Annotated in this window: 20 protein-coding genes; 8 read left to right on the top strand and 12 right to left on the bottom strand. The window is 46.0% G+C overall.

Annotation, left to right across the window (positions count from 1 at the left end):
* The first annotated feature begins 7 nt into the window (after positions 1–7).
* On the top strand, positions 8–415 hold the full coding sequence (locus QZ076_RS00640) for a PaaI family thioesterase (RefSeq protein WP_293709355.1): 408 nt from the start codon (positions 8–10) through the stop codon (positions 413–415).
* Positions 416–479: 64 nt separating this feature from the next.
* Here QZ076_RS00640 and QZ076_RS00645 read toward each other — a convergent pair whose 3' ends face one another.
* Genes QZ076_RS00645 through QZ076_RS00660 form a run of 4 tightly spaced genes read right to left on the bottom strand, consistent with a single transcriptional unit; the run spans position 480 to position 6,238 of the window.
* Positions 480–2,903 (bottom strand): ABC transporter permease, encoded by a 2,424-nt coding sequence (locus QZ076_RS00645; protein WP_293709357.1) that lies wholly within the window; start codon positions 2,901–2,903, stop codon positions 480–482.
* A gap of 18 nt (positions 2,904–2,921) precedes the next feature.
* Entirely contained in the window at positions 2,922–3,587 is a 666-nt protein-coding gene (locus tag QZ076_RS00650) for an ABC transporter ATP-binding protein (RefSeq protein ID WP_293709359.1), read from the bottom strand.
* A gap of 11 nt (positions 3,588–3,598) precedes the next feature.
* Entirely contained in the window at positions 3,599–4,846 is a 1,248-nt protein-coding gene (locus tag QZ076_RS00655) for an efflux RND transporter periplasmic adaptor subunit (RefSeq protein WP_293709475.1), read from the bottom strand.
* A gap of 27 nt (positions 4,847–4,873) precedes the next feature.
* The gene (locus QZ076_RS00660; protein ID WP_293709361.1) at positions 4,874–6,238 is read right to left on the bottom strand and encodes a TolC family protein; all 1,365 of its coding nucleotides are present in this window, start codon (positions 6,236–6,238) and stop codon (positions 4,874–4,876) included.
* A 619-nt stretch (positions 6,239–6,857) separates the two neighbouring features.
* Between QZ076_RS00660 and QZ076_RS00665 the strand changes: the two genes are divergently transcribed.
* The 3 genes from QZ076_RS00665 to QZ076_RS00675 all read left to right on the top strand — a co-directional run bounded on the left by QZ076_RS00665 (position 6,858) and on the right by QZ076_RS00675 (position 9,602).
* Positions 6,858–7,133, top strand: a complete 276-nt coding sequence (locus QZ076_RS00665; protein ID WP_293709363.1) for an HU family DNA-binding protein — start codon at positions 6,858–6,860, stop codon at positions 7,131–7,133.
* A 70-nt stretch (positions 7,134–7,203) separates the two neighbouring features.
* A complete protein-coding gene (locus QZ076_RS00670; protein ID WP_293709365.1) occupies positions 7,204–8,529 on the top strand; it encodes a sigma-54 dependent transcriptional regulator in 1,326 nt (441 codons plus the stop codon).
* Positions 8,530–8,534: 5 nt separating this feature from the next.
* Positions 8,535–9,602: an ATP-binding protein gene (locus QZ076_RS00675; protein ID WP_293709367.1), complete on the top strand. Its 1,068-nt coding sequence runs from the start codon at positions 8,535–8,537 to the stop codon at positions 9,600–9,602.
* Here QZ076_RS00675 and QZ076_RS00680 read toward each other — a convergent pair.
* The 4 genes from QZ076_RS00680 to QZ076_RS00695 all read right to left on the bottom strand — a co-directional run bounded on the left by QZ076_RS00680 (position 9,576) and on the right by QZ076_RS00695 (position 14,273).
* Entirely contained in the window at positions 9,576–10,460 is an 885-nt protein-coding gene (locus QZ076_RS00680; protein ID WP_293709369.1) for a DUF3108 domain-containing protein, read from the bottom strand. The genes QZ076_RS00675 and QZ076_RS00680 overlap by 27 nt on opposite strands.
* On the bottom strand, positions 10,399–12,312 hold the full coding sequence (locus tag QZ076_RS00685) for an Ig-like domain-containing protein (RefSeq protein ID WP_293709371.1): 1,914 nt from the start codon (positions 12,310–12,312) through the stop codon (positions 10,399–10,401). The genes QZ076_RS00680 and QZ076_RS00685 overlap by 62 nt, the downstream gene beginning before the upstream one ends.
* Before the next feature lie 113 nt (positions 12,313–12,425).
* On the bottom strand, positions 12,426–12,875 hold the full coding sequence (locus QZ076_RS00690; RefSeq protein ID WP_293709373.1) for a hypothetical protein: 450 nt from the start codon (positions 12,873–12,875) through the stop codon (positions 12,426–12,428).
* A gap of 135 nt (positions 12,876–13,010) precedes the next feature.
* Positions 13,011–14,273 carry a DUF2851 family protein gene (locus tag QZ076_RS00695; RefSeq protein WP_293709375.1) on the bottom strand — a complete coding sequence of 421 codons (1,263 nt, stop codon included), beginning with the start codon at positions 14,271–14,273 and terminating at the stop codon, positions 13,011–13,013.
* Between the two features lie 110 nt (positions 14,274–14,383).
* Here QZ076_RS00695 and dapB point away from each other — a divergent pair, with 110 nt between their 5' ends.
* The 4 genes from dapB (at position 14,384) to QZ076_RS00715 (ending at position 18,141) form a co-directional block, all read left to right on the top strand.
* The gene (dapB, locus tag QZ076_RS00700) at positions 14,384–15,100 is read left to right on the top strand and encodes a 4-hydroxy-tetrahydrodipicolinate reductase (RefSeq protein WP_293709377.1); all 717 of its coding nucleotides are present in this window, start codon (positions 14,384–14,386) and stop codon (positions 15,098–15,100) included.
* A gap of 18 nt (positions 15,101–15,118) precedes the next feature.
* The gene (gene lepB / locus QZ076_RS00705) at positions 15,119–16,516 is read left to right on the top strand and encodes a signal peptidase I (RefSeq protein WP_293709379.1); all 1,398 of its coding nucleotides are present in this window, start codon (positions 15,119–15,121) and stop codon (positions 16,514–16,516) included.
* Between the two features lie 136 nt (positions 16,517–16,652).
* Entirely contained in the window at positions 16,653–17,510 is an 858-nt protein-coding gene (gene lepB / locus QZ076_RS00710) for a signal peptidase I (protein ID WP_293709381.1), read from the top strand.
* 1 nt (position 17,511) lies between these two features.
* Positions 17,512–18,141, top strand: a complete 630-nt coding sequence (locus QZ076_RS00715; RefSeq protein ID WP_293709383.1) for a WbqC family protein — start codon at positions 17,512–17,514, stop codon at positions 18,139–18,141.
* Here QZ076_RS00715 and QZ076_RS00720 read toward each other — a convergent pair whose 3' ends face one another.
* From QZ076_RS00720 to QZ076_RS00735, 4 genes are all read right to left on the bottom strand, one after another.
* Positions 18,142–18,417 (bottom strand): HU family DNA-binding protein, encoded by a 276-nt coding sequence (locus tag QZ076_RS00720; RefSeq protein WP_249390545.1) that lies wholly within the window; start codon positions 18,415–18,417, stop codon positions 18,142–18,144.
* A gap of 271 nt (positions 18,418–18,688) precedes the next feature.
* Positions 18,689–19,780, bottom strand: coding sequence for a 2-aminoethylphosphonate--pyruvate transaminase (gene phnW / locus QZ076_RS00725; RefSeq protein ID WP_293709390.1), 1,092 nt, complete (start codon positions 19,778–19,780; stop codon positions 18,689–18,691).
* 25 nt (positions 19,781–19,805) lie between these two features.
* On the bottom strand, positions 19,806–20,588 hold the full coding sequence (gene phnX / locus QZ076_RS00730; protein WP_293709392.1) for a phosphonoacetaldehyde hydrolase: 783 nt from the start codon (positions 20,586–20,588) through the stop codon (positions 19,806–19,808).
* 47 nt (positions 20,589–20,635) lie between these two features.
* The gene (locus tag QZ076_RS00735) at positions 20,636–21,976 is read right to left on the bottom strand and encodes a DUF5690 family protein (RefSeq protein ID WP_293709394.1); all 1,341 of its coding nucleotides are present in this window, start codon (positions 21,974–21,976) and stop codon (positions 20,636–20,638) included.
* Between the last annotated feature and the right edge of the window lie 134 nt (positions 21,977–22,110).

Genomic DNA, 22,110 nt, shown 5'->3' on the forward strand with positions numbered 1-22,110 from the left:
GCTGATTATGACAATTAACGAATTTCTTCAGGGCGACAAGTTCGCCTTATTAGCCGGAGTTGAATTATTAGAAACGGGCAATGGTTATGCCAAAGCCCGTATGGAGATAAAGCCGATGCATCTGAACGGAGGCGGCGTCTGCCAGGGTGGAGCCATTTTTACGCTGGCCGATCTGGCCTTTGCTGCAGCCACCAACAGCCATGCACGTCTGACGTTGTCCATCACATCCAATATCAACTTCTTCAAGGCAGAAAGCAAAGGCTTCCTTTATGCCGAAGCACGCGAAGTGTTCAGCCATAAACGACTGGCAAACTGCGAAGTAAACATTACGAACGAGGCAGGCGACCTGATCGCTACTTTCAGCGGCTCCGGATACCGGAAGGACACGGAGTTGCCATTTGCACCGATAGAGTAAAAAAAGAACTTCTTATATAGATACAAAAAGTCCCGGCGTGCAACCGGGACTTTTTCTTCGAGAATTATTCATACCGCAACGACCGTGCTGGTTTGCTAAGGATTGTTTTAGCAGTCTGCCAGCCGATGGTCAACAAGGAAATCACACACAACAAAATTACCGGAACCAGGAAGAACCAGGCTTTCCAGTCGGTACGGAAAGTGAAATGACTTAGCCAGCCATCCATTACCCACCACGCCAACGGAAGGGCGATGACTATCGCAATGCCGATCAGGATAAAGAATTCACGTCCTAATTCATAGAACAACTGTTTTTTCGATGCACCCAGCACTTTGCGGATACCCATTTCACGGACACGGGTCGAGCACGAGAACATCACCAATACCCAAAGTCCCATGCAGGAGATAAAGATAGCCAGTACGGCAAAGAGCGCGACGATCAGACCGAACACTTCATCCTGGCGGTATTGCTGGTCGAAGAACTGATCGAGGAAGAAGTAATCGTAACTGGAATCAGGGAAATAACGGTTCCAGACAGACTCCGCCTGTTTCACCAATTCATGGGGATTACCGTTTTCCATTACCACAGAGATATAACGTTGCTTCATCCAGCTCAACTTATCGTGCAAGGCAAACAAGATAGGAGTGTAATCTTTATTCAGGGATTGCTGATGATAGTCTTTCACCACACCGATAATCTGCATCGGCTGATCGACAGTCTCCACGGAGAGGCGTTCCCCGATCGCAGCATCGGCTGACGCAAAGCCCAACGTACGAACGGCAGCTTCATTCATGACGATATTATAAACATCCCCACCGAAATCTTCGGCAAAACCACGGCCAGCTACAAACTCCAGATCGTACGCATCCAGATAGTACATATCACAGCTAAGCATTTCCAGCAGGCGGGTCTGCTTCGTCGCATCGCTCAGACGAACGATAGACAGGAAGTCGGCAACCTCCGTTCCGGGAACAGCTCCGGAGACTGTCACATTCTTTACGGAAGGCAGAGACTTCAACTCTCTTTTCATTGCTTCCAGCTTTGTAGACAACTCTTCACAGTGGGCCGGAAACTTCAACACCAGTGTCTGATCCACACGAACGCCCAGCGAAGCGTCGCGCATAAATTGCAGCTGCGCATATACAATCAGCGTTCCGCAAAGCAAAGCCAGCGAAGCCGTATATTGCAGCACCACCAGTACCTTACGTGTGACCGTTGCATTCTTCGTATGGGCAAACTTCCCTTTCAACATCCGGATCGGCTTGATACCGGAGAGGATAGTAGCCGGATAAAAACCGGAGAGAAACACTCCGAGGGCAAAGATAAGCAGCAACATCCATCCCAACGAGGTCGTGATCCAGACAGAGAAGCCCAGGTCGCGTCCGGTAAGGTTGTTGAATGCAGGCATCAGTGCCTCCATCAGTCCGATAGCCAGGATAAAGGCAATCCCGTTCGTCACTAATGACTCAAAAAGGAATTGCGCCACAATCTGCCGGCGTCCGGCTCCCGAAGCGCGGCGTATGCCAATCTCTTTCGCACGTTCCATCGAACGGGCGACCGTCATATTGATGTAATTGATCCAGGCGATACACAGGATAGCCAGTGCTGTACAGATCAGTACCAGCATAGACGAGCTATTGCCTTTTGTCTCCGGTTCATACGCTTTTTGAGGTGTCAAATGGATATCGCGGAGGTTAGTCAATTCGATTGCCCACGTTTTATTCTTCAAGGCTTCCTCCGTTTTATATTTCTCCGCCATAGCAGGAAAGGCATCTTCCACCTGCTTCTTCAGGTCAGCCGATTTCAGTAAAACGTATGAATAGACTTCGTGACGATACCAGTATTCGTCCATCCATTTCGGAAGTGTTTCGTACGAGATCATCATGCTGTAACGCACATGCGAGTTTATCGGCATATCTTTCATTACACCGGTTACTTCACAAGCCTCTTCACCTATATTACTGCGGAAGATCAGGATCTTTCCGATCGGATCGGCTCCCTTGAAGTATTTGCGGGCGATGCGTTCGGTGATCACGACCTTGTTCGGTCCGGCCAGACAGGTGTTTTTGTCTCCCTTCAGCAGCTCGAAGTCAAAGAAGTCGAAGTAGTTCTTTTCAGCATAGCCGATACCTGTTTCGCGATACAGGAGTTCATTATATTTGACGATCTGCTCCGGATAATACTGGCTACCGACACGGGTATAATCTTCCACAGCAGCCAGATTACGTTTCATGGCAGTGGCATAGCCGGCGGAACTGCTGGCCCAGTTGTCGGTCAGTTCGCCGTTCTCATAGAAACGGGCCTCGACACGGAAGATACGGTCGGCGCGGCTGTGCATGTCGTCGTAGCTGTACTCGAAAGCTACATAGGTCAGGATCAGCATAGCGGCAGCCATGCCGATTGCCAAGCCAAGTATGTTGATTGCGCTGAAGCCTTTCTTCTTCGTCAGGCTACGTAACGCGCTGTTCCAATAGTTTGATATAATCATAATATTTTTTATTGTTTATTATTCGGATACGATCCGTCCGTCGAGCAGGTGAATTACGCGGTGCGCATACGTCGCATCACGTTGCGAGTGTGTCACGATCACTATTGTTGTTCCCTGATTGTTCAGTTCACGTAGCAACTCCATCACTTCGACACCGTTAGTCGAGTCCAGGTTACCGGTCGGCTCATCCGCCAGAATCAACGGACAGTCGGTCACCACAGCACGGGCAATGGCCACACGCTGCTGCTGACCACCCGACAACTGCTGCGGAAAATGACCGGCACGATGGGCGATATTCATACGTTCTAATACTTCCATCACTTTCTTTTTACGTTCGCTCTTCTTTCCATTCAGATAGACAAGCGGCAGTTCGACATTCTCGAAAACGCTCAGCTCGTCTATCAGATTGAAATTCTGGAAGACAAAGCCGATATTCCCCTTGCGGAAAGATGTAAGCTGGCTTTCGCCCATCTTATCGATCTCCTTATCATTAAAGTAATATTTACCGGAAGTGGGCGAGTCTAATGTTCCCAGGATATTCAGCAAAGTGGATTTACCACAACCCGAAGGTCCCATGATAGCTACAAATTCGCCTTGCTTTATCTCGAGGCTGACTGCATTCAATGCTTTGGTCTGTACATCTTCAGTTGTGAAGAGCATAGACAGATTCTCTGTTCTGATCATACGCAAATATATTATTTAATTATCAAACGTTCATTCTCACCGAACAATTCATAGCCGGAGATAATTACCTTCTCACCAGGCTTCAACCCTTCGGTTACCTCATAATACTGCGGGTTCTGACGACCGATCTTCACCGGACGGCGACGGGCAGTCGTTTCATCTTCATCCACCACATACACATACTGGCCACCGCTTGCCTGGTAAAAACTACCACGGGGAACCAGGATAGCCTGTACCGGATCACCCAGTTGCAAATTGAGGTGATAGGTCTGTCCGGCACGTATATTCTCGGGACGGTCTGCAGTAAAATGCAGGTCTGTACGGAACTGGCCTTCGCGCACTTCCGGATATACTTTAGTCACTTCCATATTGAACAGTTTTCCTTCGCGTTCAAAACTGGCAGGCAGGCCCGGCATGACACGCTCCACATAATGTTCATCTATCTTGGCTTCCACTTTCAGTTCCGGAGTAATAACCTGACCGATCCGTTCTCCCTGAGCGATAGACTGTCCGATCTGGGCTTCCAGGTTTCCTAACTGACCGCTCACCGGAGCTTTCACTTTCAAGTTTTCCAAACGTTCACGTACCAATGCCAGACTGCGTTTCATATTACGGATATTCTCATCCAGACTCTCCAGCTGGCTACTACGGAACAGGTCGTCCTGTTTGATGCGCTGGTCTACTACATCCAGTTGGTCACGTGCTGCATCATAATCCTCTTTCGCCTGCAGATAATCTTCACGGGCCAGCAGTTGTTTGTTGTAAAGACGCTCGTACTGCTTATAGCGGCGTTCCTTCTGGACCAATTCCTTACTAAGACCGATTCGATCCTGTTTCAGACGAAGATGTTCCTGTTCCATACTCAGGCGTGTATTACGAAGTTCGTTTTCCTGATAGGCCAGGTCGGCTTCGCTTTGCAGGATACCGATATTCAATAACGGATTACTCAGTCGGAGAATTACATCCCCGGCTTTTACCTGTGCACCCTCTTCAATCAGGCGCTCTTCCACGCGCCCTCCCTCGATAGCATCCAGATAAATGATACGATCAGGAATCACCTGCCCGATTACGCGGATATAGTCATTAAATTCTCCTGAAGTGACGGAAGAGATGGTCAACCGCTCCTTATCCACTTTCATGGAGGAAGAGGTATCGCGAAAGATAAAATAGAGAATACAGAGAACCAGGAATATTCCTCCTGTCATTGCGTAAATATGTTTCTTCTTCAAACGGGATTTCCGTTCGACCGGGGTATCCATGTTGTTGTTCATAGTATATTATCGTGTTTATTTTATTCCTAAAAATGATCCTGACTGATAGAACCGCACCATCCGGTCTTTCAGGTCATATTGTAATTGTGTCCGCATCAGCTCTGCTTTTGCCAGGATATAAAGATTTCGCTTTTCCATCAGTTCGAATACGGAGATCAGGCCTTCCTCCCATCGTTCCTCATTCTCCTTTAAGGTAGTAGTGGCGGTGCGAAGTTGCAGTTCTGCCTGCCAGTGTTCCTGTGCAGCAGCTTGTAAAGACAGGCAGGCATCTTCTATTTCCTTATATAAGGAGATACGTTGCTGATCGTTATCGTTCCTTATTTTACGAAGACGGAAACGTTCTTTCCGTACCGAAGTGAGGCGCGACAGTCCGCTGAATATCGGAATAGAAACACGGACTCCAATATATTTATTCAGATTATTCTTCATCTGATCGCCGAAAGAGGTGATATGCCCTTCCGCATCCCTCTCCGTATCATAATAGCCGGAATAAAGGCTGAACTCGGCCCGGATGGAAGGAGAAAAAGCCCCCGAAGCAATTGCCAACGATTTACGGGATGCCTTTTCCCGTAAATCCATAATACGGAACTGGGGCAAAGCCTCCTCCGATTGCATATAAACATCTTCTGCCGAAAAATCCTGTATAAGGGGTATTTCCCGGGCAGTAATTTCATCCCCACTGATCGTCAGCGTGTCCGTTCCTCTCATCTGCAACAACTCTTTAAGAGCCAGTAACGATAAACGACAGCTATTCCCTTTCACCGTTTCCTGATAAATATCAGACTGCAACCGGGCTTTCACTTCTTGCAAATCGGAAGGGGCACGTAGACCCAATTCTACAAACTCCTGCATCTGCTCATGATATCGTTCACTCAGTTTACGCTGTTCGGAGGCCAGTTCATACATCTTCTTTTCAAAAAGAAGGAGATAATAGGCATCCATCACTTCAAAGGCGATCCGGTTTTCTTCCACTTTCTCCGTCAGGCCGCTGATCTGCTGGTTCAGGCGGGTAAACTGTGCACGGTTCACACGGGTGAAACCATCGAATACCGGCAAAGAGATATCCAGTCCCATCGTGCTTTCAAGAAAAGAGGAAGAGGTGTACATATTTGTCTTAGGATCGACGGAACGTCCCAAACGTTTTCCTAAAACGCCCGTCGTACTCACTGAAGGCAGAAAGTCGCCAATGGCTGCTGCAAAATCTTCACGGGCAATACGAGTGTCGAGCCTGCTGTTTTTCAGGCTTACATTCCTCTCTATGGCATATTGCATACAGGAATCGACTGACCAGGCAGTCTGTGCATGTATTTCCGACAGACAACCTGCAAGCAACAGACAGGCAAGCCTTAATCCATATTTTGTTGTTATTTGTGTTTTCATCATGTAAATGAAGTAGGCAAAAGGCGTACCACATTTATAACAAACAGATTCTCAATGGATATAAAAAGAAAAAGATTTTCAAGTGTAAAAATATTTGACGCCCGATTGTCAAATATTTTTACGGTCTGTTAGAAACACATAAGAAAAGACATAGTTCGTTCAGAACTTGGTTATTTACGGCGGTAAAGGTAATAAATATTGGCAATTAAAAACAATCTAACATCAGAGTTATCAAAGAATAGAATAAAATAAAACGTTTAAATAAACATCATTTAGTTCTCAGAAGGGTACCGTATTGGTATATCTTCACAAAAGTATTCAAAAGAGAATACATACGATAAGGGGCAAACCGCCAGAGTTCCAAACAGATTGAAGCCAGACGTAGCTTAATAATCAACAAGGGTACTAGAGTTCTGAACGAACTCATTTAAATTGATAGGACATACTCCAAAAGCCTCCTGAGATACACAGGAGGATACATTATCCAATAGCAAAGATAGTGTACTCCGTATAATACGTTCAATTTTAGGTTCTTTACATACCAAAATTACACTCTGCTTCTACCGTAGAAAGGATGGAAGTTTATTAGTAAAATAGACATTTAAAAAAAGACTGGAATATGAATAAAAACGAATTGATCCAATATGTAACAGAAGACACAGGATTAAAGAAAAAAGACGTGAGAGCAGTATTGCAATCAATACTTAAAGCATCTACCAATGCATTGCGACAAGACGAGCCTGTCACAATGATCGGTTTCGGAACATTCCACCCCTGGCAACAAACCGCTCGTCCGGCCAGAAATCCCAAAACCGGAGAAGCTGTTATGATAGCACCTCGTAAATCTGTGAAATTTCGTGCAGGAATAAAGCTACTGGAAGATCTGAACAAATAAGTGTCAAATATTTTGACGCTCGCTTGCAAAGTATTCCGGAAGCGGATACCTTTACGAAAAAATAGATCGTATGCAAGCAGGAACAGTTCTTATAGTAGATGATAATAAAAGTGTACTGACGTCGCTCGAATTATTGCTGGAAGACGAATTTGAACGGGTTGAAACCGCATCGAACCCCAACAGGATACTTTCAGTACTCGATACTATGCCTGTCGATCTCGTTATCCTCGACATGAATTTCTCTGCGGGTGTCAATACCGGTAACGAAGGCCTGTTCTGGCTTCGCCGCATACAGGAGATCGTACCCGGTCTGCCTGTTATGATGCTAACTGCTTACGGAGACGTGGAGCTAGCAGTAAAAGCTCTTAAAAGCGGCGCAACGGACTTTATACTCAAACCGTGGGACAACGATGTATTGCTGGATAAAATACGTACCGCATTACAGGCGACCCCACAGCCGCCCCGTACCTCTCGTCCGTCTGAACCGGCTATGATCATCGGTCATTCCCCTATCATGATGAAACTGATCAAAGTAGTGACCAAAGTAGCCAAAACGGATGCAAACGTACTGATCACCGGCGAAAACGGAACAGGGAAAGAAATGCTGGCCCGCGAAATACATCGCCTGTCTCTTCGCAGCCGTCGGGAAATGATCAACGTAGATATGGGTGCTGTTAGCGAATCCCTGTTTGAAAGCGAGTTGTTCGGACATGAGAAGGGGGCCTTTACCGATGCCAGGGAAAGTCGTCCGGGGAAGTTTGAAGCTGCCAACGGCAGTACTCTATTTCTGGACGAAATAGGTAACCTGCCGGTCGGTTTACAGGCTAAACTTTTGGCAGTCCTCCAGAACAGGGAGATCACCCGCCTGGGAAGTAACCGGAAAATACCTGTCGATATACGCCTGATAGCAGCCACCAACCGGAATCTGCCGGAAATGGTAGAACAATCTTCATTCCGCGAAGACCTGTTCTACCGCATCAACACGATACAAATAGAAATTCCTCCCCTCCGCAACCGCCGGGAAGACATTCCTCTTTTTATCGATTATTTCCTGAAGAAATATATTGCGCTCTATAAACGAGCCGGACTGACCTTGCAGCCGCAGGCAGCCGCCAAACTAGAAGCATACGACTGGCCGGGTAACATCCGCGAATTACAACACACGATCGAAAAGGCCGTCATCCTGGCTGAAAAGAACACAATCCGTGCCGGCGACCTGTTTATCCGTCCCGGGAAAGCCGTATCTTTCTCTGAAGTGCCCAACCTTGGCGAAGTAGAACGCAAGGCCATCGAAACAGCCATCACCCAGAACGACGGCAACCTGACAGCCGCTGCCGAGCAATTGGGAGTAAGCCGGCAAACCCTCTACAACAAATTGAAACGCTTCAACCTCTAAAACGCATGTTCAGCCTACGCATTTACATACGTATTATCCTGCAGGTTGCACTCATTATCCTTGTCGCCGGAACAGGCGTTGCAGGCATCGTGAGTGGAAAAGCAATCATCCTGGGGTGTGTAGCAGTACTCATCGCCGCATGGCTGGCCGGGTTGCTCGTCTATTATCTCAATGCTTCCAACCGTAGGATACAACTCTTTCTGGATGCTATCGAAGACAACGAGTCGATGCTTTATTTTCCGGAGAACACCGGTAGCGAAGAGCAACGCCGCCTCCATGCCGCCTTCAACCGGATACACCGCCTGATGACGGAAAGTAAACAACGGGAATTCGACCGCGAGCTCTATCGGAAAGAATACGAGTCATACGACAAACTGATGCACGTACTGACACACGAGATTATGAACTCGATCGCCCCGATCGTATCCCTTTCCGGTACGCTTCTCTCCTATTTCCAAACGAAAGGGAACGTCAAAAACAACGACGAGATCAGCGACACAACCATCCGCAAGACCATCCGCGGACTTGACACGATCAAAAGCCAGGGACAGAGTCTGATGAACTTCACTGATTCATACCGCCAACTGGCCCGGCTGCAGGCACCCAAGCCCAAACCCTTCTCGCTGTCGCGCCTGATAAGAAATATCGAAATGCTGTTCCATTCAGACCTTCAGCGCCTGCAGATACAATTTCAGGTAGAGCTTTTCCGGGAGGAAATAGAAATAAACGCCGACGAAGAACTACTCTCACAGGTGCTTATCAATCTGTTGAAAAATGCCATGCAAGCCCTGGAAGGACAAGAGAACAGCAAGATATCATTGAGCGTAAAGCAACTCCGTACAACGGCTTATATTGAAGTGAAAGACAACGGCCCGGGCATTCCGCACGACATATTGGAAGATATTTTTGTTCCCTTCTTCACAACCAAAGATACAGGAACAGGTATCGGTCTGAGCCTCTCACGGCAAATCATCCGGATGCATGGCGGCGAATTGCAGGTAAGTTCCCGCCCCTATTTCGAAACACTGTTCACGATTTCCCTGCCCCTAACGCCTGGGAATTTCCACACGTGAAGTAAGTGGATAGCGCAACCCCTTAGATGATTTATAATAGACCTCTGCAGCCCCGATTTTCAGCTTGGCACGTATCTTCACAGGGATATGATTTTCGTCATCACCAATCCAGAGCTCGGCAGCCGCTTTACTTTGGGTAAATGCATCATCATAAATATCTATAAAGAAATGGCGGGTACGATACTTCAATGTTTCATTACGTTCTACAATCGCTTGCCCGGTATACCGGAAACTGATATTAATACGGTCGCGCCCGATCGCCACATGAAAGGGGAATTCGTCCCCCTGCTTCATCTTTTCCCAATCCAGCGAACGAAGATACATGGTAGCTCCCAACATATCAAACATATACTGTTCGGAGACGAGCATCGTATCGATCTTGGTCCGGCTGGGTGTATAACGGTGGGAATGGACAGATGTCCGTCCGTTATCGTATGAAAACTTTAGATCATCTATCAGGTAATAATCATTCTCATTCACACGCTTCTCACTCCTGAGCAACACCATTTCGGGAGAGAAATAACAATCGATCGTATCACGCATCGGAAACACCTTTTCAAACATGCCCGATGTACGGAACAGCAGGTTATAATGATAAGCCTTCTTCCCTTCATAGCGGGCATCGTGCACCGACAAAGTAGCCTGTCCGGCACGGGGCATCAATAGCCCCCATTTGAAATACAACTCATATTGTACCTCTTCTCCGGCTTTGAACCGTTCTTTTACCGGAATCACCTGTGCGTCGACTATTCCCGGAAGTAACAGCAATAAGGAGACCACCAACAAGCCTACCACCTTAGAACGGCATACTGCTACGGCCGCTATTGCTGCTCGAAGAAGATTTCTGTTGTGTTTCATCTTTATAATTTCTTTTCTTCTTGGTTGCCTCTTTAGGCTTATTCTTTGTAATCTCGAGCGGTTTCTGTTTAGCCCACGGAGTCTCTTTCACATTCCATGTTTCCGTCACCCTCCAATTCTGCATCACTTCATATCTCTTGGGAGAATAGTACACCTCTTCCGGCTGACGCTTTTCTGCATAATTACCGGTATCCCACTTACCGTTCCCGTTAAGGTCGACTACTAGGCGGGCATAATATTTATCCGGCTTCAGGTCCATAAAAAGAGCACCACCGTCCTTCACCTTCGATTTACGTATGGGAGCGTCACTACTGTTCAATAGTTCGACATAAGCCGTCGTGTCGACACCTTCTATGTTAATGTATAGATGCCCGTATTCATCTTCTTTCTTGATCTTAAATTCACCGGAGAAAGGTTCGTTCCATTTATCGTAAATACTAAAGATCGTAGCCGAATCTATTTCCAGACGATATTCCTCCCCGTATTTCCACGGACGACGGATAAAGTAATTCAAACTATTCGTCGAGTCCGGGAACAATTGGAACTCGACCGGAGTCCATACCGTGTCGACCTTCTGATCCAGATAGAACAGTTCTTTCTGCAAATCGAGAACCGGCTCACTGAAAGTAACGGATATCGTATCGAACAGATCCATCGACGTCGGCGCATCGACCTGCATACCCAGGAACACGATCGGTTCGGGTTCGTCATCATTCTTCTTTTTCTTCTTTTCCGGACGACGGCGCATCACAAACTGGAGCGTATCGGTTTGCGGACGTAATATATTCAGCGAGTCGCTCTTCGGATAAGATAATTCGACTTTCAATGTATCCTGCTGCCAGACTTGCGGATCGGTCAACCAGTAATTAACAGTCGCTCCACCTTCCGTCTCCTGCATAAAATACCAATCGGGATTCTCCGGAGTAAAATTAAGCGGACGGGGAAGCGGCACCGTATCCAGCGGAGAGTTAAAACGTACTACCAGCAGATTTTCCTGCTGACGTTCCGGTTTTAACAGATACTGGCGAACAAAATCCTCTTTAAACAGACGCAATTCGATATCATCCGGGAAATAACGGGTATAAGCTACCGTCTTAATCGTATCGATTGTCAGGCTATCCTTCCAAAGCGTATCCTGACGGCTGGTCAGTTCGAAGGAAGGGATAATGATCGAATCGTTGAAAGCTATTTCTTCGCCGGGCTGATCGAACTTATAGTCACGGTTCACATCATTCAGAGCGAATATACGGTAACTACCGGGTGAAATATTACGGATCGTAAACTGTCCCTTATCATTCGTACGGGAAGTACGGTCGAACGGCAGTTTCACGAAAGCTGAATCTTCCAGGTTGCGGTGCAGACCAATTGTGATACCGGGCATCGGTTCCAGATTCTCGGCATTCAAAAGAATACCCGACACTTCCAGGGTATCGATCTTATCTCCCGTCGAGAAAGCAAAAGAGAAGTTCTCGAATACATTCTTCTCATTATTGTCGGAGATCGAGTTTGTAAAGTCGACCGTATAAGTCGTATTCTCTTTCAGCGTATCTTTCAGTTCGACAATCACCTTTTTTCCCGCGGCACGAATCACCGGCAGTTGCATCTGCGGAGGCGTGATGATCACATTCTCTGAGGGTTTATCCAGCTGCACCAACTCATCGAACAGGATCTCGATCCGTTTTCCCTTATAATTCGTTTGGTTCGGCACAGGAAGGCTGCTGACATATTTAGGCGGGGTCTCGTCGTAAGGGCCTCCATTCGGAGATGCCATATTTGCACACGAATACATCGTGACCAACAGAAATATCCCACAAGCAGCCAGCAGTAAATCTTTTATATATCTATTTCCCATTCAATTGCTTTTTAATCAGATGGCAAAAATAGGGAAAAATCCCGTGACTAATCGTGATATTACGCTTAATAAGAATACTTAACAGCTATGAACGGTAAAACGTAACTATTACTTTATTTATCGCCAGACGCTTTTTGTGTAATAACCAGATTCTCTGTTAGGCTCAAAAAGCCCCCGACATCAATGGTAAGCGTCCGCTCATAAGGGAATTCATTTTTGGCAATATCGATCTGAAGGTTACCTTCTTTATTTTTTAGAATTTTAAACCAGTCTCCTTCCAAAGTATCTCTATAACGGACAACATCTTTCATCCATTCATCTGAATATTTATAAGTGGTATTATTTAATATCGAGTTTTCGCCATTGATCTTCGCCTGGCTCCGCAACACATACCAGGTTATTTTATCGGCCCCCACACCGACAGTAACACTATTGCTTGGGGAAGCCACAGTCATATCATGCTTTTCCAAATTGATTTCCATCAATCTTCCGGGAATTTCTATGGTATCGTCACAACTCATCAGGCAAAAAATGCAGATAAGATAAAGAGCAATCTGTTTCATAACGTGACATTTATAAGATTAAACAAAGCTATACGCCACAACTTGAATGACTTGTGGCGAATATAGCAAATTAATCTCATTATACAAGCCCAAAAACATCATTATTAATCAGAAAGTTCGTGTATTTTCATTTGTTTAATGTTTCAGATAACGAAACCCGATCCGGCAATACAAACATTTCTTTTTTTCGCAATATTCCCGCTTCAATTGGATAAGTGCCTGGCTGTCGCCGGCATGGCAGACTTTGATTCCTGCCGAAGCGAATCCGGCTACAACTGTATTCTTTTCCGGCGGAAGAGTTTCGAGGATACGAATGGCACGTTCGCAATATTCCGGGCATTTGTTTCTCACTCCGTAAGCAAACATCACCGGAACGACTGTATTTATCAACAGGATACATAAAGAATTCTCTCCTACCGGTTTATCCTTCTTCGCCGAAACGCTTCGGAAATGGTAATGCGTCTCCCAGTAACCGGAAGGACAAACCCGGAAACACTGCTTGATCCGCCCAACATTTCCGGCATCCAGGATCACAGAGAACAGCGTATCGTATTGTACCCAAATGGAAGCCAATTGAGCCAGTTTCAGATACGGGAAATTGACCGGACGAGTACGAAGGGTTTTAAACTGCGAACTGTCCAAAGGTGTCAATCCGAACTTATGCCGCAGAAACCGGTATTCCCGCTGAAGCAACCGGTAATAATGACAATCACCCGGCTCTTCCAGCATACCGGCCTGCCCGAACAATAACGCTTCGATCTGCGAATGGCTGCTACGCTGCTTTTGGATATACCGGAACGGCAGGCTTTTGGCCAGACGCTCGAAAATATCGTTATTCACTCCAAAGCCGAAATTACGGGTTAAAGTAATATAAAAGACTTCGTTCCAGTCATTATCATACTGATCCAGCAAACGAAATACATCGGCCGTTTTCCGTTCCAGTCGTTCACTCAGCAGGGCGCCCAGCCAGGAAGTTATATGAAAAGATTCTATCTGAGGAATATAGCCAGCACAAGGCAAAGACACATCACGATATAACAACCAGTCGATATTCTGTATAACCGACTCCGGCACTGCCAGTTGCATTTGCGGAATAAGCTCCCCGTTTGTCCGAAAGACTATGCAGTCGGAAACCTCCACTATATGAAGTATAACGCCATCATAGGCTTTGTCTTTATCATGGCGATGAAGTAGCCAATCGGAAGCTTTTGTATGGATTTCAATACCTCCAACCCATAATGTATTATCTATTTTAACCTTTGCATTGAAGAAGTCCGGACCGGCATCGGTGTTAGGTATTCCCGGATCGATTACGGATACTGAATAACCGTCAGTGGTAAAAAGCGGAGTTGTCGGATACAGTCTGTATTTCCAAACATAATGTAATAAACGTTCCATATTATTTTCAGAGTTAAGATTTATGCCACAAATCTAATTCATTTTCTTTATATTTGCACCCTTGATGGCTAAGTTATTAGCCCTATTTATTCATTTTATTCTGAAAAGATATGAAGATTGCACTTATCGGCTACGGAAAGATGGGAAAAACCATCGAACAGATTGCATTAAATAGAGGGCACCAGATCGTCTCTATCGTAGATATAAATAACCCGGAAGAATTTCAGTCAGACAATTTCAAGAGCGCAGACGTAGCCATCGAGTTTACCACTCCGGCCACGGCTTTCGACAATTATATGAAGAGTTTTGCGGCTGGCGTTCCCGTCGTTTCCGGCACCACAGGATGGCTCGACCGCATCAGCGAAATAAAAGAGAAATGTGAGAAGGAAGGTAAAACATTCTTTTATGCCTCCAACTTCAGCATCGGCGTAAATATCTTTTTCGCCCTCAACAAATATCTGGCAAAGATCATGAACAATTTTCCTTCATACGATATCAGTATGACGGAAACGCACCATATTCACAAATTAGATGCCCCCAGCGGAACAGCGATCACGCTGGCAGAAGGTATCATTGAAAATGTTGACCGGAAAGAACGCTGGACACTGGAAACAGCCGAACAACCTACCGATCTGCCTATCCATGCTATCCGTGAAGGAGAAGTTCCGGGTATACATGAAGTCACTTACGAATCGGACGTCGACTATATCAGCATTAAACATGATGCAAAGAGCCGTGCCGGTTTCGCCCTCGGGGCAGTGGTTGCAGCCGAGTTTACTGCCGGGAAGAAAGGCTTCCTCGGTATGGATGATATGCTTAAATTTTAATTCCACAGAAGTCTACAAATGAAAAAGTTTTCCAAGAAACAATGGATCAAGTTCGGCATTTCTGCCGTATTGTATATACTCTTTTCAATCTGGATGCAGAACCTTTGGTTGCTGCTGGGGTTGATCGTACTGGTAGATATTTTCCTGACACAATACATTCCCTGGGGAGCATGGAAACGCTCGAAGAACCCGGCTGTGCGCAATGCATTGGAATGGGTGGACGATATCCTGTTCGCTTTGATCGCGGTCTATTTCATTAACCTGTTCATATTCCAGAACTATCAGATACCGAGTTCTTCGCTGGAGAAGTCATTGTTGGTGGGCGATTATCTGTTCGTAAGCAAACTGAGCTACGGTCCGCGTGTTCCGAACACCCCGTTGTCATTCCCGCTGGTACAAAACACCTTGCCGTTCTTCAACTGTAAGTCTTATCTGGACTGGCCTGAATGGGGATACAAACGCGTAAAAGGTTTCGGTCATGTAAAACGCAACGATATCGTAGTGTTCAACTTCCCTGCAGGCGACACAGTTGCCCTGAAAGTGCAAAACCCGAGTTACGACGAACTGGTCGCCATGTCGGGACGCGACCGTATCTGGATGGATAAAAACACATTCGGTGATGTGATATACCGTCCGGTAGACAAACGCGAAAACTATGTGAAACGTTGTATCGGTATGCCCGGCGACACGATCCAGATTCGCGACAACCAGGTTTATATCGATGGGAAAGCCCTTAAAAACCCAGAAAACATACAGTTCAACTACTATGTAGAAACCGATGGTTCACCGCTCACAGAAGAACAGTTCCGCCTGCTGGACGTAAGCAAAGACGATCGGATGATCGCAAACAATAGCGGATACTATCAGGATTACCTGTCTTTCCTGGGTTTCACCCCGAATGCCAACGGACAATACAACATAGTTTACCGGATGCCTTTAACTCCGAAAGCCCTCGCCATCGCAGAGAAGCTGCCTTCCGTAAAGAAGATCGTTATCGAGCCGGATGCACTGGGCGGAACCACTTATCCAGTCTGGTATGAAACAGGTTGGACACGTGATAATTTCGGTCCACTGTGGATACCGAAAAAAGGAGCGACTATTCCTCTCACTGAACGTAACCTGGCTTTATATGGTCGTTGCATCAAAAACTACGAAAACAATACACTGGAAGTCAAAGACGGCAAAGTCTATATCAATGGCCAGCCGGAAACAAAATATACCTTCAAATACGACTATTACTGGATGATGGGCGATAACCGCCATAACAGTGCCGACAGCCGTTCGTGGGGATTTGTTCCGGAAGATCATATCGTAGGAAAACCGATCCTGATCTGGTTGTCGCTGGATAAAGACCGCAGCCTGTTCGACGGTGGTATCCGCTGGAACCGTTTGTTCCGGATGGTGCACCCGGATTAAGTGCGGCGACCGCACCTTACCGGGTGCGATGGTCGCGCATTACCGTGCGCAGTGTCTGTGCATTAGAGGGTGCGATCAATGCGCACGGTAATGCGCAACGGCTGCGCAAACAGAGAAGTAGAAAAGAATCGGATCTATGGCAAAACGTTCCTTCATATCTGTAATGGGATGGCTGGCAACAATTGTGTTGCTGGTGGGGATCGTAATGGCAGTCCGGCATTTCTGCATGGAATCTTTCCATGTATCCACCGACTCGATGGAAGTGGCTCTGCACAAAGGAGATTATATCCTCGTCGATAAACTTCCCCTGAGAGATAATCCGGGACGTAACCGGGTAGTATTGTTCTGCAGTCCATTGCTGAAAGACACGGTATTGAAACCGTTATTCCTCAGCCGTTGTATCGGAATGCCCGGTGATACGATCCGGATCAGTAATGACGGATACCGGGTAAACGGGAAGCTGATACCCCATTCTCCCCGGTCACTCAATACGTATATCGTAACGCAGGAGGCAATAGATGAAGTTCTGACTACACAGAAAAAACTAAATATTCCACTCAGAAACCTGAAAGAAGAACCATTCGGTATATCCTTCAGTCTGACCTCTTTCGAAGAATATCAGTTACGTGAAGAATTGTCGGAAAATGCAAGTATCCGTTTCCTTAAGAAGCCGATAGAAAGTTACGAACTGATCGTTCCCCAAAAAGGAAGAGCTCACCGCCTGGATGACGCCGCTCTCACTGCCTGCCGCGAAGCAATCCGGACAGAAGCCGGTGAAAAAGCTGTTTTCCGTGACGGTAAACTATTCCTCGACGGGCGTGAAACTACTTTCTTCTTCTTCGATCAGGATTATTACTGGATGCTTTCAGACAATGCCAATGAAGCAGTGGATTCCCGTCATCTCGGATTTATTCCCCGTGACCATATCATAGGAAACGCGTGGCTCTGCTGGTACAGCAAAGACCGGCAACGAATTTTTAAACCTATAAACTAACATGCAACCAGTATATATTTCTTCGGCCTATCTGGGTCCCGTACAACAATATTGTAAGCTTCTCCAATTCAAAGAAGTCCGGATCGAAACGGGTGAAAATTATCTGAAGCAAACATATCGCAATCGGTGTACGATAGCTGCAGCCAACGGTCCTTTATCTTTGTCCGTTCCTATCGTTAAGCCCGACACCTTGAAATGCCTCACGAAGGACATTCGTATATCCGATCACGGCAACTGGCGCCATCTACACTGGAACGCATTGGTATCGGCCTATAATATGAGTCCGTTCTTTGAATATTATGAAGAAGACTTTGCTCCGTTCTACGAAAAGAAATTTGAATACCTCTTCGACTTTAATGAGGAATTAAGAGAATTGGTTTGCCGCCTGTTGGATCTGCAGGCAGATATTGTATATACGGAAGAATATAACCCGGAAGTGCCCAACGATTATCGTGAGATCATCCGTCCGAAACACGAAGGGGAAGATCCCGCCTTTCTCCCGAAACCCTATTACCAGGTATTCCGGGATAAATTCGGATTCCTCCCCAACTTAAGTATCGTAGACTTACTTTTCAATATGGGACCGGAAGGAATTCTGATCTTACGCGACTCCATCCGCCATCCACAGTAATTACTTGTTCAAGTCTTCAAACAGGAACTTACCAACGCTGAATTTCACACTCAGACGTTTTGGTATTACAACCACTTCACCTGTTTTCGGATTACGTGCCGGACGGCTGTTCTGTTCTCTTGGAGAAAGAGTTCCAAAACCCTTCAGCACTATCGGATCTCTCTGGCGAAGAGCTTCAGTGGCTACTGAACAAAAGGCATCCAACATAGCGTTAACATCTTTCTTGTTACAACCACTTTCTGCAGCTATGGCAGCAATTAAATCAGATCGTTTCATTTGCTTTTATAAATTAAAGTACAACCTTTTTTTAAGAAAACTATTTCTTTGGTGAAAAAACCAGGATTAGTTGAATATTAATGGATACAAACGTAATCAAAAATATCAAGTATACATCGTTTTTACAGATTTATTTTTTCAGCCAGACCATAAAAAACAATATTACTCAACAAGATACAATAGAAAACGCTCGAATCCGATCTAAAATAAGGCTGCAACACGCTGCAACACCGTCTGTCTATTTCCAAACCAAGCTCTTAATCTGCAAATGTTAGCTGATCGGTGTCGACCTGATCACTTCCAGTAATTTTTCCATATCCTGAGGGAAAACATCCCCGATATTACCGATACGGAAGGTGTCGGCATCCGAAATCTTTCCGGGATAGATAACAAAACCTTTCTGTTTCAGGGATTCATAGAATGCTTTAAAGTCGAAATCGGCATGAGGATACAGGAAAGAGGTAATGATAGGGCCTTGCGAGGCGTCCGGCAATAATGTCTTAAATCCCAGGGCACGCATGCCATCCACCAAAGTACGGTGATTTTTCTTGTAGCGTTCATAACGAGCTGCAATACCTCCTTCTTCATTCAGTTCTTTCATGGCCTGGAAGAAAGCATGAACCACATGTGTAGGAGAGGTAAAACGCCATTTGCCACCACCTTTCTCCATAGCTTCCCATTGGGCATAGATATCGAGGGAGAGTGAACGGGCCACTCCTTTGCAATCCATCAGTCTTTCTTTCTTTGCGATAACAAAACCAAAGCCGGGAACACCCTGGATACATTTATTGGCACTGCTCACCAGGAAGTCGATACCCAGCGTTTTCATATCGATAGGGACGCCGCCAAAACTGCTCATAGCGTCTACAATAAAGGTAATGCCCTTATCACGGATCACTTCTGCAACTTCTTCGATCGGGTTCAATAAACCGGTAGTTGTTTCGCTATGCACCATTGACAGGTGGGTGATACCCGGGTTCGCTTCCAATGCACGGCGGGCTACTTCGCCTGTTATCAGTTCTGTTTCGTGCAGAGAGACCAATACATGGTCGATATGGTAATAGCGGGCAATCTCTGCCATACGCTCACCGTAAGCACCGTTGGCCAAGATAAGCAGTTTGTCGGCTGGTTTTACGGCTGCACCGATGGCTGCCTCCACACAATACGTTCCGCTTCCTTGCAACAGCACAGTGGTATATTCGTTTTCATCCAGTCCGGCGATAGCCAACAGACCTTTACGGATCGGGGTTACAATTCCTTCGTTGTAATCTTTATCCCAGGTACACCAATCCTGTAACATGGCTTCGCGTACGGTTTGTGAAGTACTCAACGGGCCGGGTGTCAATAAAAGATAGTTTCTCATTTTCAGTGAATATATTATGTCTTTATTATCTATTGATTTTCTCTATGCAAGCCGGAAGCTCGGTGATATTATCGAGTACGAAATGGGCGCCGGCCGCCATCATCCGTTCGCGGACTTCGTGTTTCAGCGGAGCCAGTTCATCGGGAGTACGATGGTTATATTCTTCTTCCGTGATTCCCATCTCATTACTTCCGGTGATGATACCGATGCTCCATACCTTGGCATTGACACCTTCCTTGATGTCAGCGATCGTATCCCCCACTTTAACGACGTTATCGACGGAAGGGATAGCAAGATCGATCATATTCTTATAGATCATATAAGGAGCAGGACGACCGGCAGGAAGATTGTCGGGAGTGACCAAATTATCCACCACATACCCTTTGGCTGCGGCACCAGGACGTACAACGTCCATCATTGCCTGCGTATAACCGGTAGTCGAACCGATCTTTATACCGTTTCCACGCAATTCTTTTATCGTATCCAATACGCCCGGTATCGGTGTCGTAAAGTTCGTCAGCGAAGCAAACAGGTGCTTTTCGAAGCTCTGATACATCTCATTCACATCATCCATATTCCAGTCGCGGCCATAACGCGCACGGAATTTGTCGTTCACCTCCGGCATATTCAAAATAGCTTTGATGTGATCGATCTTAAGAAGTCCCATCGGCTCACGTGCCTGACGATAGGTAATATCTATTCCTTTTTCTTCGGAAAACACCTTCAGAAAGGCATTCAACGGGGCGAAACATCCGAAATCGACAGCCGTTCCGGCCCAGTCCATAATAACACACGAAATCTTCTTCATAACTACTTATATATTTACATTATTATATTACTACTAGTCTATCTCTGTCAGGCAACAGTGATGGCATTCTGCGGAGTGGCTTTTATCGTCTCTTCTCGGGTGGCTGTCACACCTGTTTCCTTCCGGAAACGCTGATGCAAATATACGAAGGAACAGACAAATGTGACACAGCAAAAGATACCTACATAACCCGCCAACCGGTTATAAAACACGGCCCAGTCGATATCGGGGTTACAGAATTCTTTCAGGACGAGTACCAATACCGTTCCGGTATATCCGAGGAAATCTGTCGTCACGATAAAGAAACCGACATTACCGCGAATCCTGAAGCAGGCGATGAACCGATCGAAAAAGATAGTCTGGAAGGTCAGGTAGGCAATATACAGGCATAAACTTTGGATAAACAGCCATATGACAGGCGAAAGTTGCAACTGCTGCTGTCCGAAAGAGACAACCGCCATCACGATCATTCCCGTTATAATCAAACCGAACAATACCGAGAGCGCCTTCAGGTTATCCTTCACCAACACCATCAAACCGAATATTCCAAGAATAATCAAAGTCACTACACTGTCGATCTGGGCGAAAAGCCAGGGGGAATAGGCTGTTACATCGATAATATTCACCAGAAAGTCTTCCTTTATATCCCGCAAAACAACAATCGCGATATTAGCCACAAAAAGCATACTCAGGAATGGCATAAAACTTTTGAACAGTTCCCAGCGTTGTTTACCGTTGAGGGTTTCGCGCTCAGACTTCATCGCTATATCTTCTTTGTTTGGCTCCGGCAGCTTGTTTAATGCCCAGCCGAGCAACAACAGAAGAGGAAGCGCCACCGTACCGATCAGTGCCGGCATCCAGAATTCGCTCACCTGAAAATGATTCATGACATACAATCCGATAGATTTGGCCGTTCCCGAACTGATAACCATACTGACCCCCAACAGGCTCGCCAGAATATCCGTCACCCGCCGTCCTTCAATAAAACTGAATATGACTCCCCACATACAACCTAGCGACAAACCATTGAGAAACATAGCCGCCACATTAAACGGAGTAGAAAGTAAGCCGAACAGGACCAGAGAGGCCTCTGCCAGTAAAACAGAAGTCAGGATAAACTTAAAACGCTCTTCCGGTTTCAACTCGGAGATCAGCTTGATACCGATAAACTTAGAGATCACATAGCCCAGGATCTGGGAGATCGTCACCACTACCTTGTAATCCATATCGAAAAACTCCGCGTTCTCGAAAGAAGCAGCTGTAAAAGGTTTGCGAAGGGCATAAACCAGTGAATAGGATAATAAAGCGGCTCCTCCGGCCCAAAGGATGAACAGAAAATCGGAAAGACGCTTCCGGGTAGTTTCGTTTATCTGCAAAAAGTTGTTCATATTCATGCTGTCATTTTATTTTCAGCAGCAAAAGTATCCCTCCGATATTACAGGAATATTACTGAATACATGAATCTATATTATTAATATATAACGGAATATCAATAAATTATAAAGAAACATTTATGTAATAT

Origin of the sequence: uncultured Parabacteroides sp., from assembly GCF_905196875.1 — a bacterium.
GTDB lineage: Bacteria > Bacteroidota > Bacteroidia > Bacteroidales > Tannerellaceae > Parabacteroides.